The sequence below is a fragment of the Clostridium pacaense genome, from assembly GCF_020709765.2.
Classification (GTDB): domain Bacteria; phylum Bacillota; class Clostridia; order Lachnospirales; family Lachnospiraceae; genus Enterocloster; species Enterocloster hominis.
This window is the reverse complement of sequence record NZ_JAJFEB020000019.1, coordinates 46897-60022: the sequence shown is the minus strand read 5'-3', so window position 1 is coordinate 60022 and position 13126 is coordinate 46897. Positions and strand designations below refer to the sequence as shown.

The following is a 13126-nucleotide window of genomic DNA, read 5'->3' as shown; positions in this document are numbered from 1 at the left end:
TTACGCTGGGGGCAATCGTGGTAGTGGTCTATAGCGCTTTCTGTTTGATTATGGTGGTAATTAGTTCTCTTATGGATAATTATATTTTGGGGGGTATAGCCTTTGCAGAGACTGACGCGGTTAAAATCTGTAAAACATATAGTCCTATGATTTCAATCCACAGCCTCATCACAGAGGCCGACTTAACCGGTTCAATGTGGCAGGACAGGCAATGGCTATTTCAATCCACAGCCTCATCACAGAGGCCGACAAAATATGGGCATGTATCAAACATATCCGAGCAATTTCAATCCACAGCCTCATCACAGAGGCCGACGCAGGACTTAAGATAATCCCTTGCGCCCGTGGTGATTTCAATCCACAGCCTCATCACAGAGGCCGACATATACCATATCGCCATCCCATTGCAGATGAAGGATTTCAATCCACAGCCTCATCACAGAGGCCGACGGTATGGTGGAAAGGAATCCGATGTCATCATTAATATTTCAATCCACAGCCTCATCACAGAGGCCGACGACTAGACCATCCTTGCGCCGAAACATGTATTTTATTTCAATCCACAGCCTCATCACAGAGGCCGACATTGAAAGCAAAATAAAAATTCCTATTATAATAATTTCAATCCACAGCCTCATCACAGAGGCCGACTCTTTAATCCTGACAAAGTATGGGTAGTCAAAAATTTCAATCCACAGCCTCATCACAGAGGCCGACCTACTTTTGTAAAGTTCATAGAATCTTTCTATGATGATTTCAATCCACAGCCTCATCACAGAGGCCGACGGGTATCTTAACAGCTATTATTGCCCGGTATGCGATTTCAATCCACAGCCTCATCACAGAGGCCGACGATAACGCACTTGCTACGCTGTCACAGAGGTTTGAAAAATTTCAATCCACAGCCTCATCACAGAGGCCGACAGCAAATATGCCTATTTTTATAACGCAATCATCATCTTTTTTGTTAAATTATACCATTTTCTCTTACCATATACAAGCCATCATCCTATTTTTTCAATATTCCTCAAAACGCTGCTAAAATTATCTGGTGCGAATCTCCTGACTTTTTATGTGCACTTGACATTCGCACCAAAGCAAAATTGGTTCAAAAAGACAATACTTCCTTTAATCACCATCGCCCTCACACTGTAAGATATATCTAATACTAAAAAGACTCGATAAAGTAATACAGACCAAAACCACAGCAATCTCTCAAGATTGTGATTATGAACCATACATATGTATGGCGATTTATCCATAACTTATTTTTTAAAAATTTCCTATATATGCTGTTAGATATCTCTCCAAATATTGTTTCAGGGTTTTCTTTTACCCGTTCCCTGGAGGCAATTGGCTGCCATCCCATTCCCGTTCGTATTCAACCGTTTCATCTGAATCTTTTCCGGCCCATATTCTTCAACAGCCTTTGGAAGGACTTGGAGAAATTCTGTCTGACTGCCAAACCCAATCCGGTTCTTCCCAAACCATCGAAACGATTGTTTTCCTTGGCCATTATCAACTTCCGGATAGCCCACATCTAACGGCCGATTTTGATAATCAGCCATAAGTTTGAGTGTCTTTATCGGATTCCCTGCCTCATCTATATGGACCCCCAACTTATCATAATCCCCAGAAACCAGTTTTAATTCTCCAGTTTCCTTATCCAAAGTCTGAATCTTAAGGTTATCAATGCGAATCTTTACACTACCAAATCCCAACGATTTTCCCCTTCCGATTTTATGGGCGCAACTGCTGTCGGCAAAATCCAACGCCCACCTCAATTGTTCCAGTTCCGTTTGATTCAGTCTGTCAAAGTACACCCGGAAGCAGAATAAACGCTCCTCAGTCTCAAGATTACTCTCCTTTAAAGGACGAATCCGTTGTTTCATTAAATGATCCAACTTATTATCATTTGCATAGTTCTGCCAATTACTGCTATGCCAGTAAAATTTACGTCCCCTGATTTTAGGCAGATTCTCCTCCAAATCCTTACGTCTGGCTTTTCCTTTTTCTATTACACACATATAATCATAGGTCCAATACCCGTTTGCCGTCCACCCCGCTGTTTTCGCATCCTCATCCTTATAAGGTGGAATAGTATAGAATTCCACAGCCCCTGGCCGTGGTTCTCCTGATTCAGGTAGCACTAATTCATCCATATAGTTAGAGCGCACATCCTTTTGAAATGGAGTCTTAAGAACTGCATCGGCAAAGCGCACCCTTGAACCAACTGCATCATGGCAACCTTCCTTCCCAGATACCATACCAAATATACTGCAAGCAGGGCACAATTCATCCCTCTTGTTGCAAGGTTGGAATCCTCCATTTTTTTCCAGTATATCCCGCAAAGTCTTTGTATATACCTCTTTTCCTATACAAGCCGGTGACATATAAGAAGGTACGCCTTCATCATCACAATAGTAGACCAAAATCTGATTGCGATGCAAATCAAACTCCTGATAGCAGGATTTACTATTGTCATGTCTTCGCTTTGGATTCCAGTACTCTTCCATTACAGTCTGCAGCATATTTATTTCTTCTTCACTTACCGCCTTTACCTTAGATTTACCGCCTTTTCTATTTCCGTCAATATAAAATACGGATTCATGATGTTTCTTTTTACCAAATGGTTCCCCCTTATGCAGATACCCAACCAGGTAATCCTTAGGACGTTCTTTGCCCGCCAAAGGAATTTTATAATCCCGGACCACCTTGGCTCCTATATTCCTACCTCCCTTTTTAAACCCTTCATCTGCCAGCTTAATCCATATTTCCTGACCTTCTTTCAGGGTATTATATTCATTTTTCGGCATCAGCTGTCCCATTTTTTCAGAAGAAAATGTGCCTATACTAATATTAGGCCTTTCCACAAACAGCATGGCCCGCTCACACGGAATAATCTCATATTCATTGCCACCATTTCCCTTCTTCCTCAGTATTCCGGGTTTCTTAACTGATGGTGTCCTTCTTCCTAATGTGGCATCGGCCGCTATTGTAGACATACAGCCGCCAAAGGCCGCTTCAAACACGCTCCTTACGCTTCCGCGTATCTCTGAACCGCTGATTATCGGTTCCTTTGGAGGTGTCTGTCCCCGCCTATCCTGCCTTACGGTTCCTGAAAGATTTTCATAGGAATTAAATTCATAGCCGGAATATCCCGCCTCAGCTTCTTTCAAATCACATAATGCCTGGGAACATGAGGTGTTTGGTATGAATAATGGGGTCAACAATTCAATGGTACAATCAAAATATCCTGTCAGGCACTCATCTTTTCCCAGAGCATGACTGCTCCTATGACATCGGCCTTCCAGCGGTACAAAATTATATGGATTGGTAAAGTATTTCATCCGTTTCTCCATCTCCTTTCCAGGGCCATGGGCATATTCCAAGGAACCTTTCATCTTTTTTCAGGAACAAGCCCTTTCGTTCTGAAGCCAAAGGAAAATCCATGTATGTCCTAACCTTAATCCCCATCTGTTTCTGGATCCGGCCCGGGCCGTCAGATATTACCGGTACCCATAACCGGCTTCCCCTGAAGGAAGTTAAAAGACAATATCCGTCTTCTTCCAGTTCTACATTACCCCACAATTTCTGAACCTCATCCATGAAATAAGTCTCTGATTCCCCATCATCCTCATCTGCACAATACCTTCCGCAGAATCGATTCTGAACATACCTAAGCCTAAGTTCCTGATATTGATTAAAAACAGCCAGTTCCTGTACATACTCCCATGGAATGGAGGCAATCTTTTTTCCGGACCCCATACAGACCTGGAAGTTCCCATTCTCATATAATCCCATGGCCACCCCATAGTCCAGGACAACATAGAGATATGACATCTCATGAAAAAGACGTTCCACTTTCCCTGCAATCTCCTCTTTGCAGATGTTTATTTTTTCTGTTTTAGATATAATCTTTTGAACCCTGCTCATGCGCCCTCCTCTTCATAGCCAGACTTTAACCCTCTGCACCACTCAGCCGCCGCACGCAGATATGGCTGGGAATGCCCTATTTCGTGACTATCCAGACATACTGCTCCTGCCGGCTCGAAAATCCCTCTCCCCACGCCGGTTTCTCCTCCAACTGAAAGAAGTCCGTTCCAAAGTCCATAAACCGCCCACAAAAGCAACCCACATAGTATCTTGTGTTCCATTTCATTTAAACTATGTCCGGACCACCGTATTTCCAGATTAACGGATCCCCCTACCCAGAAAACTTCCTTATACAGCTTTCCCTCTCCAGTTCCTCCTGTAAATCGGTCAATTGCATTACGTGCTGCCGGCTGCCCATGCCCGCCTTTTATCTTTGTCTCTTCAAATATAACCCGTGAAGCCCTTCTGTCCTTTGTGGATGTATCCTGGCTCCATGTGCCAAAAAAACAATCCAGCGCTTCCTGAGCCCTCTGCCAGCCTGAAAATCCCAGGAATTCATTCACCCGGGACGCCACATAGCTTCTGATAGCCCCGGACCATGTACTACCAGGAATGACAGCGCTTCCATCACATAAGGTGAGCTGTCCGTAATCTGCCGTCTGAAGATTCCCATCCCCTTGAGGATTTTCCCAAGCCCATGCATTATACTGGCGGACTAAAATTGTATTTTTTATTTTAAGCGGAATCACTAAGCAGTGCATAATGCTTTTTATTTCAACATCCGTTTTTTCCAAATCCCATTTAGTACCAGACTCAAGAACAGAATCAGGATTCCAGTCAAGCCAGGAAAGAAAGTCCTCCCTAATATCCATCTGGAATATCCGGTAACCAGTCTCATGGACGTTCAGTCTTCCAAATCCCCTGCTGCTTCTTGCCCCCAGCCGTAGATTACCCTTTGCAATCCCATCGATTAAGAACTCAACCAGCCTTAAATCATGCTGAATTGCTTTGTCTAAGCCACAAAACTGCTCCTCTTGATACTCCCTCACTATAATTTCCAGGCGCATGAGATATCTTGCCCCATCCTCTACCGCCTGCATATCATATTTTTTTCTTTCTTCCGATGTCTTATATTCATCCAGTCTCACACCATCACGGCGTGTCACATACGCTTCGTAGAGAAGTGTATCATAAACCAATATACGGCTTTGATATTCTATTCCTTCTGACTGTTCCCGGTCATTTGGACAGATTCCCCAGCCAGACGTTCCAAACAGATTGTCAGCTTCCTGTCCACCCATATGATTTTCCATGTAGTTACGCAACACCCCTGCCAATGCACTTCCTGGAATATAGGGCACCTTGTCATGGGTCATAAGGACATCCATATCTGTCTGCTCCTCTTTCCCTGAACCAATCAGCAAAGGTGAGGACAATTCTCCTGAAATCCCAATATGAATCCGCGCACGGATTCTATTTCCTCTCTTCACCATAACCTTATGCCTCCCTCCGCGCTTTCCATTTGCTGTTGTTGAGGTATATCTTGATTGCTTCCATTGATTGATTCTTACAAGGCTCCATTAATTTTTCAGCAGCTTCCTTTTTCTTTTTATCTTTTATCTGTTGAATTGCTTCCATAATCTCATTATAGGAATCCACGTTTCCTTCTTCCACCAGCCGTATCAATTGGGTAATCAAGGTCATATTGGGTAAATCCCCATGCCTGGATAGCGTCTCATACGCCTCATGGACCTCCCGGTCTATCCGTTTTTTTCTATCCTGGTATTCCACCAGTCCCCTGATTAAGTCATTTTCCTGGTTCCCATATATCTTCTCCTCTTCCGTTTCTCTCAGGACATAGGCTTCCATCATGTCCTCTGTCATTTCTCCTGAAAGCGCCTTCACTTGTCCGTAACCTTTTCCGGTTCCCCATCCCCATCGTATTCCTTCCAGCTCACAGGCGGATATCTCCCTTTCACCTTGAATCACAAGCACGGATCCAGGTGCCATGGCTGCATACTGGGGCATCGGCAGTCTCCATTTACTGTTATATCCACCTACCCTGGTATATCTTAGCATATGTTTCCTGATACTCACTTTGCAGCCCAAAGCCTTCTCTATTTGGTTTTCCAGATATTCCGGCTTGGGACTGATATCACCATTCTCCCAGTCAATAGCAAGCAAAGGACTTAAAAGCCATAGAACCCATTCTTTTGACTTCTTTGTGACTGCCTTTTTGTCCTGCATGTTCCAGCACCTCATCCTTACCTCTCCATACTCCGCGGTTCTGGACCTGCCTAGAAAGAGACGTCCCTGCCTTCTCTCCAGACATTCCATCAGCAGGGAAAGATCTTTTGGATTTCCTTTTATGGTACCGCAAAAATGCTGGCCGCCAGAAAGAGATGTATACTGGAAAAACTGTCCCATATCCGTAGCTCCATCCACAAATCGGTCATTCAGCGCATGACCGATTGCCCGGTCTGCAGGACGTTTATGATGCATCCGGACCTCTTTCTCTGTCTCCGCCAGAAAAATAACAGATTCTTCTTCATTAAAACAAACCTGCTTCTTGATATTCTTCCTACGCACACGTCCACTTTCTTCATTTAAAAGGTTAATTACCGTACTCTCTTCTTTAGCACCACTATCTTTTCTCATGGCCAAAAAGGAAGGGCATGGGTAAAAAATTTTTCCCTCTTTTTTTAGGAATCCGTACCCAATCTGGACCCCATCCCGCAAGAAAATACGGCGGAAGACTTCATCTTCATGGGCCCGGTTCCCCAGGTCATGGTCTTCAATAAACATTGCTGCCAAAGCCCCCATAATAGATGCACCTGGAATCTGGTTGCTGCAATCCTCATACAATCCTGCATCCCCAGCAAACAAAACAGGTGCGTTTAACTGGATTTCATACTGCAGTTCAACCATCCTGTCATCAAAATCTGTAAACGTAACAGGTACATATTTAGATATATCCTCTCCTTGATTGTCCTCTTTTAATGTACAGGCTATCTCCCCAAAACCTCTGGTAATTCCCAATCCCATATGGCGCAGCGCTTTTACACAATATTCCAATGCTTCCAGTTCCCCAGCCTCTTCAGGATACCGAAGTTCCAGCAGGCTTCTAAATACCATCCCCCGCGGGATTACCTGCATGGTCCGCAGCGTCCGGTCCTGTGCTGTCCCTTTCTCCCTATCGATTGCGGTTCTTGTCCTCTCCCGGGTCAGGATTTCCTCAATTTGAATTTCCTTTAGGGAAGGGCAGTTCCTCAATTCCCTCAAAACTTCATGATAATCTTCTACAACCACATCCTTCTGTTCCTCTGAAAGTCCAAAGACACTTCTTGGTATCCTATAGACGTGTGCATCTTTAACAAGCAGGTTTCCCGGGCATGCAGAACCATTTTGGCCGAATAGGCGCCCTAATATCCCGGGATTGATAAAACCATTTTCAGCCATCTCCTTCCCTTCATTCAATAAGCTGCCCTTGATACGTTTTCCAGGAATTAACGGAACACCATATTCCAATGCTGTCTTAATATCTAAAAGTCCATTTTCACTATCGCCTGATGCTGCACACATATCACTTTTTAATGTAATCTCTAACCACCAGCGCTTCATTTATTTCCTCCCACTCCTTGTCTTTGGAAAAAATCATTATATAAACCCTCATCATATAAATCCATAATCTCCAGAGCGTCAAATATTCCATAGCATTTATCATAGTCAAAGTCTTTAGCATATCCTGGAGTCAGCTTAGATAATTCATAGCCTCTTGATAAGAATTCCTCTCCCAGCAATTTGATTTCCCGCGGACCTTGCAGATAAGCTTTATACAGCTTTTCCAGCCTGTTCCGTGGCCATATCCGTACTCCATCCTTTTCCTGTGCAAGTAATTTTTGAATCTGGTTTAAGTAGTCAATTGAATCAAGCCTGCTGATATCCGACTTCTCTGCCACACGGAATGGACGGACCCTTATACTCCGTCCCTCCCTCTGTTTCTTCATTTCCTTCGTATAAGCCCCCTGTACTATATGATAGTCCAGATATCCTGCCTTTTCATTATGACACCGTTCTTTGTACCAGTTCTTCTTTGCATTGGCACAGCATTCCTCCGCTATCTGATAAGCTATCCGAAACGGGAAATGGCTATGTACATAAGAAATTCCTGCACAGGCCGTGGCTGCCAGTCCACTGTCTGTCAATCCCATCAGCCGTCTCATGAAAACCACCACGGCCGGAAGTGCCAACCGTGCACCACAGATAAAGGTCAAATCATCCCCGTCCATAATCAGACAGCGGATTGGCAGCGGCGGCTTCCCTGAAATCTTTTCAATAACAGAGACCATCCTGTAAAAGGAATCCTCATATACATTAGCTATGGTGGTTGATAACCGCCTCATGGCAGGTACTGCACTCTTGTAGTCCCTGTGTTCCCTTTTTATCCGGTCAAAAATCCCTCCCATGCCATTTCCATCTATATGTACCACCGCCACGTGGCTATCCTTTCCCCTTTTATCAATCAGCTGCTCCATTTGAAGTGCAAAATGATATGGGTTTTCCATTTCCTTCATATTGGAAGCAACATACTTTTCATACTGAACCACTGACATAGCACGGTCCATATTATCTTTATCATATGATTTTGTAATAGGAAGACCGTAAACAGGATCCTGCTCCACAATTGGCCAGCAAGACATAGGCACGTTTCTCGGCACTCTGCGCTTTAAATTGGACAATTCCATCTCAAGTTCTTCTATTTCTTCGCAATAATCTTCCAATCCGGTTTCCACAAAAGCTGATAAAACAGTTAGCCCATGGCAGTTCTCCGCCACCTTGATTGCAAGAATCCGGCTGGATTTGTCATAAAGCTGCCTGTTTCTGTAGACGACAACTGCGTTGCCTCCGCCAATATATAACACTTCAGCCAGGATTTCCTGATTACTTTCAAATTGAAATTCGTCTTTTTCTGTTTTCCAATTAATCAGAGCCAATCCCTTTTCTGTTTTTACCGCCTCATTGATAGCATCCGGCAAAAACTGATTCAGGATTCTGCTCACATTATAAGAAGCGCCGACATTTTCCCTGAGCCGGTTTGTGGCAAAAATATAATCCTGTATTCCGCTGATATCATACTGGGCAAGAATATAATTTTTCTCTTTCATTCTTTTTCCCCCTTATCATCTGAATCACTTAATATGTCGGTAAAACATTTGGCATAAGCCCTGTGCGGAAATAACATGGGATTGTTAATCAGCATCAGGAGCTGATTCAGCTGGAAAGTCAGGGACAGGATGATATTTTCAACTCCCGCCTGATTTGTTACCCGCAGGTCTGAAAGTTTACGGCTGCCGATTGATTCTCCTGATTTCATTCCTGCCTTATCTTTCCTGCGCTTTTCCCGGTAATCCCTTTCCTCATCTGAATACCTCCCATATCCAGAATGATTCAGCAAATCGTTCCATTGCAGGAAATCATTGCTTTCCCCATTTATTTCTTTTATAAGATGATTTTTTTTAATGTATAAAAAAATATCGAATTCACCAGTCAAAGATTCTCTTATTGGATTCGTAATTCCTGTAGCACAAAGAATTTTAACAGGGCGTGTAGACGTCTGTGTCATGCTGTTCCTTATCTTATCCTGTGTCAAAAACATATCATTATTGTCAACTAAATCAGTTATCGTCCGGCTCACTGAATCCAAAGAAGTCCTCAACCCATCAATGGACTCCACCCACTCCTTCAGGTCTGTCCTCATTGATTTCCGTTCCACCTTGCTCTTACACTGAATTACAACGGATACAGCTTCAATAGGTATGAATTTAATTTTTCCATAATTAAAAATATAGGGGGTATAGGTTTCATCAAAAACAGCCAAATCCACTTCCTTGGATATATTTCCATATGAATCAATGATAAAAATACCCTGCTCAATACAATACTTTTTCGGAATCATCATCTCAAACAATCCCTTCCATACAATCTCGCGATAACTGCCTGTAGTATATTGATGATTTGGTATTTCAAGATTCAGCTGGTTTACCAGTGATGACTCCAATTCCCTATAGTTTTTTTCAATTTTCTCTATGGTATTTTTCAATAGCTTCTTATTCATGCATTAATCCTCCCCATCATAAAAAATATGATAATGACCAAAACCAATCGTTGTATTTTTCCCAACATGCATATACTTTCCTGCTTCCAGATAAGGCATGAACGCAGTTAAGTCCCCCTCGTAAAGAACGCTGCCAATCTGCGATGGCAATTCCAGTTTGTTATTCTTCTGATTCATGGAATACCTGGAAAAATCGATTTTCCTCCATCTTTGCTCCATTATCCTTACTTGGGCTGCCCTATTTAACATCTCCTCTTGATTCCATTCCATCACAAAATCCGTGAACGCCTGGGTCATAAGTGTAAACCTGCCCATGAGGAATCGCATGAATACTTGAAAAGGTAAATCAGAACACACTTTTCCGCCCGAAACAATCCTGACAGGTGTGTCAAACACAACCAGGGCCATCCCTGCGCTTTCCGCGTGTATATTCATGGAGTGCTTCCTCAGATTGCCCAACCACGTCCTGTTACACGCATAGATAAGCCTGCCTGTCTCCATATCTGATATGCTCTGGAGCTTAAAAGGAATCCGTGCCACCCCCCATCCTTTCCTCTCCATACGCTTTAATACATCAATATATATCTCTGGATTCTGAGCCGCATATCCAAACAACGTAAGATCAAAAACACATTCTTCCCCCTGCCTCCATACTGTTTTACCCTGAACTTGTGGATATAGGACAAATGGATTAACCGCACCGCCTTCCCCGCGTGTGTTACAGAAATTACGGACATACATACAATCATACTGTCTTTGACATGTAAAACACTTCCTATCCCGCATATTACACACTATGTCCCTAAAACAATGCCCCATGATACCACGGATGGTGGATCCTGGGTATTCCGGTAGATTCCCTTCTCCTTCCGCGATAAATGTTGCTTGTAGCGTCATTACATTCATAAAATCAAACATGGTTGCCCTCACTGTCATTATTTACAATTTTATTATATAATGCTATAATATTTTATAATATTATACCAATTATTATAGCACGAGGGGGATGATTTTACAACGATAATATTAAATATAATAAAACTTGAATTTTTATTTAGATATTAAGCGAAGTGTGAAAACAAAATATATTGTATTCTTAATAAAACATTGACAAATTAATATAAGATTTATTATAATTTAGTGGTTGTATTACTTTATTAATGTAGATTGAAATGTTTCGGTATACAAAGTCAAGTCTTATACTGACCTATGTCACCTTTTATAAAAGGGGTGTGGATTGAAATAAGTTATATTACATTTACAAATTAACGGGAGTGTCGCACAATGTCATGAAATCCTTTTGATTTTATACCAGGAGCGATGCTCCTGTTTTTTTGTACAAAAAAACAGACTATAGGTCATCTCTGGCTTCCATCTGGATTTTTAAGTATTAATACACCGTCTCTTCTGTTTGGGCAGAGCGGTACATACGGTAGCGGATTCCTTCCCCACTTTGAATGTTTTTCAGCGATACCTCCCACTTTTCACTCAGCACCTTGGATACATACAGCTGCTTCCCCTTTCCGGAATGCATACATCTCCCCACTAAAATGCAGGCAGCCGCTTCAGCTCTCAAAGTGATACATATCCTGCTGGAATTCATATCTGATTACACTATTTTTCTTCTGACTTGCTACATTCCATAGAATCCATCCTGGCAGGTAAATATAGAAGAGCAGTGATACAAAACTAATAACATATTTAAGAGATGGAACAAACATGGAAAACCACGTTTCGTCCATCTCTCTTTCTGCTTGCTATTATCCTCAACGCTCCAACATATTCTCAATCAAAATCCCATACCCCCTGCTCGCATCCTGCACAAACACATGGGTCACCGCCCCCGCCAGTTTCCCATCCTGTATAATCGGCGACCCGCTCATGCCCTGCACAATCCCGCCTGTCAACTCCAAAAGTCTCGGGTCCGTCACCTTGATTACCATGCTCTTATTCTTGTGGCTGGCATTATAATCCACCTTCTGTATGTCTATCTCATAATCCTCCAGTTCCCCGCTGATATTGCTTCTGATATAGGCAACTCCCGGTTTCACGTCCTGGCGGCAGGCAATCTCCACCGGCTCCCCGGTCAGCTGCTTCTTGAACTGCTGGTTCACGGTTCCGAATATCCCCTCGTTGGTATTTTCAGCTATATCCCCCATATGGGACTGCGGACCATAATAAATCACGCCTGAAAGCAGGCCCGGTTTGCCGATGGTTCCCTTTTCAATCCCCATGATTTCCGTGGAATACAAGGCGCCCTGGGACGTCTCCACCAGGTCACCAGTGTCACTGTCGCTGATTCCATGGCCCAGTGCACCGAAATTACCATTCATATCCACATAAGTAATGGTTCCGATTCCCTGGGTATCGTCCCTGACCCAGGCCCCAAGCTTATATTTACCGTCTGAACCCGCAATCGGTTTTACGCTGACATCCACTGGTTCCCCGTCCCTGCGCACGGTCACAACTGAATCCTGGCCGCCTGATTCATTTACCGCGCTTATAAGGTCTTCCTTTGTCTTCATGGGCTTACCGTTAAATGCTTCTATATAATCCCCTGTTTTTAAAATGCCGTAGGCAGGCTCCACTTCCATCCCGTCCGGCCCTGTGATCCGGCCGGTGCCGATTACCATGACTCCGTCTGATTTCAGGTAAATGCCGATTGGGCTTCCGCATGGGATTGCATACCGTGTATCCACCACATCCACCTGGATGTCCTTTAATTTTATAATGCCAAACAGCTTAAGCCCCACCTGGTAGCTTCCCTGTTCTCCTGCAATCATGGAAAAATGCTGCCTGCCGCTGATGGTAATCTGGTCGGCCGGTATATTGCTTTCATTTCCAAGGGACACTTCCTCACTGTCACTGGAAATGGTTGCTTTTAAAGGCAGTCCAAAGGAAAAATCCTCCTCCTGGTTTTGTATGATGCTTACCCGGTCCGGCACCGCCTGGTCCATATAATACCACGTGTATCCTGTTACAGCCACAATGGAAAGCCAGAAAATACGTCCCAGCCACCGGTAAAATTTAGATTTTCCTGTCATCGCCCTGCCTCCTTATATAGTCTTCATGTTATTTCGGCAAGAGCGTGTTTTTAAATGCTTCCGGGCGCTTTTTTACCCGCCGGATTCATTT

At 43.4% G+C, this 13126-nt stretch carries 9 protein-coding genes and 1 CRISPR repeat array; all 9 genes read right to left on the bottom strand.

The window, feature by feature from the left end:
• Positions 1 to 149 precede the first annotated feature (149 nt).
• Positions 150 to 924: a CRISPR direct-repeat array (repeat unit 33 nt; unit sequence ATTTCAATCCACAGCCTCATCACAGAGGCCGAC).
• Between the two features lie 395 nt (positions 925 to 1319).
• The 9 genes from LK536_RS52485 to spoIVB all read right to left on the bottom strand — a co-directional run bounded on the left by LK536_RS52485 (position 1320) and on the right by spoIVB (position 13035).
• Positions 1320 to 3350, bottom strand: coding sequence for a TIGR03986 family type III CRISPR-associated RAMP protein (locus LK536_RS52485; protein ID WP_227796872.1), 2031 nt, complete (start codon positions 3348 to 3350; stop codon positions 1320 to 1322).
• On the bottom strand, positions 3325 to 3843 hold the full coding sequence (gene csx19, locus LK536_RS52480) for a type III-D CRISPR-associated protein Csx19 (protein WP_227796903.1): 519 nt from the start codon (positions 3841 to 3843) through the stop codon (positions 3325 to 3327). Before csx19 ends, LK536_RS52485 begins: the two co-directional genes overlap by 26 nt.
• 89 nt (positions 3844 to 3932) lie before the next feature.
• Positions 3933 to 5369 (bottom strand): RAMP superfamily CRISPR-associated protein, encoded by a 1437-nt coding sequence (locus LK536_RS52475; RefSeq protein WP_227796873.1) that lies wholly within the window; start codon positions 5367 to 5369, stop codon positions 3933 to 3935.
• A 4-nt stretch (positions 5370 to 5373) separates the two neighbouring features.
• Positions 5374 to 7497, bottom strand: a complete 2124-nt coding sequence (locus LK536_RS52470; RefSeq protein WP_227796874.1) for an RAMP superfamily CRISPR-associated protein — start codon at positions 7495 to 7497, stop codon at positions 5374 to 5376.
• Positions 7494 to 9041, bottom strand: coding sequence for a Cas10/Cmr2 second palm domain-containing protein (locus tag LK536_RS52465; protein ID WP_227796875.1), 1548 nt, complete (start codon positions 9039 to 9041; stop codon positions 7494 to 7496). Before LK536_RS52465 ends, LK536_RS52470 begins: the two co-directional genes overlap by 4 nt.
• Positions 9038 to 9991 carry a DUF6602 domain-containing protein gene (locus LK536_RS52460; protein WP_227796876.1) on the bottom strand — a complete coding sequence of 318 codons (954 nt, stop codon included), beginning with the start codon at positions 9989 to 9991 and terminating at the stop codon, positions 9038 to 9040. Before LK536_RS52460 ends, LK536_RS52465 begins: the two co-directional genes overlap by 4 nt.
• A 3-nt stretch (positions 9992 to 9994) precedes the next feature.
• Positions 9995 to 10909 (bottom strand): CRISPR system precrRNA processing endoribonuclease RAMP protein Cas6, encoded by a 915-nt coding sequence (gene cas6, locus LK536_RS52455; protein WP_227796877.1) that lies wholly within the window; start codon positions 10907 to 10909, stop codon positions 9995 to 9997.
• Positions 10910 to 11381: 472 nt separating this feature from the next.
• Complete coding sequence (locus LK536_RS52450) at positions 11382 to 11525, bottom strand: hypothetical protein (RefSeq protein ID WP_227796878.1); 144 nt, start codon at positions 11523 to 11525, stop codon at positions 11382 to 11384.
• 232 nt (positions 11526 to 11757) lie between these two features.
• The gene (gene spoIVB / locus LK536_RS52445; protein ID WP_025486469.1) at positions 11758 to 13035 is read right to left on the bottom strand and encodes a SpoIVB peptidase; all 1278 of its coding nucleotides are present in this window, start codon (positions 13033 to 13035) and stop codon (positions 11758 to 11760) included.
• Between the last annotated feature and the right edge of the window lie 91 nt (positions 13036 to 13126).

What these genes read in the sequence shown, in the direction of transcription:
- LK536_RS52465 (WP_227796875.1), bottom strand. Translation starts at nt 9,041, where the DNA reads ATGAAAGAGAAAAATTATATTCTTGCCCAGTATGATATCAGCGGAATA.
- cas6 (WP_227796877.1), bottom strand. Translation starts at nt 10,909, where the DNA reads ATGTTTGATTTTATGAATGTAATGACGCTACAAGCAACATTTATCGCG.
- spoIVB (WP_025486469.1), bottom strand. Translation starts at nt 13,035, where the DNA reads ATGACAGGAAAATCTAAATTTTACCGGTGGCTGGGACGTATTTTCTGG.
- LK536_RS52475 (WP_227796873.1), bottom strand. Translation starts at nt 5,369, where the DNA reads ATGGTGAAGAGAGGAAATAGAATCCGTGCGCGGATTCATATTGGGATT.
- LK536_RS52485 (WP_227796872.1), bottom strand. Translation starts at nt 3,350, where the DNA reads ATGAAATACTTTACCAATCCATATAATTTTGTACCGCTGGAAGGCCGA.
- LK536_RS52460 (WP_227796876.1), bottom strand. Translation starts at nt 9,991, where the DNA reads ATGAATAAGAAGCTATTGAAAAATACCATAGAGAAAATTGAAAAAAAC.
- LK536_RS52450 (WP_227796878.1), bottom strand. Translation starts at nt 11,525, where the DNA reads ATGCATTCCGGAAAGGGGAAGCAGCTGTATGTATCCAAGGTGCTGAGT.
- LK536_RS52470 (WP_227796874.1), bottom strand. Translation starts at nt 7,497, where the DNA reads ATGAAGCGCTGGTGGTTAGAGATTACATTAAAAAGTGATATGTGTGCA.
- csx19 (WP_227796903.1), bottom strand. Translation starts at nt 3,843, where the DNA reads ATGTCATATCTCTATGTTGTCCTGGACTATGGGGTGGCCATGGGATTA.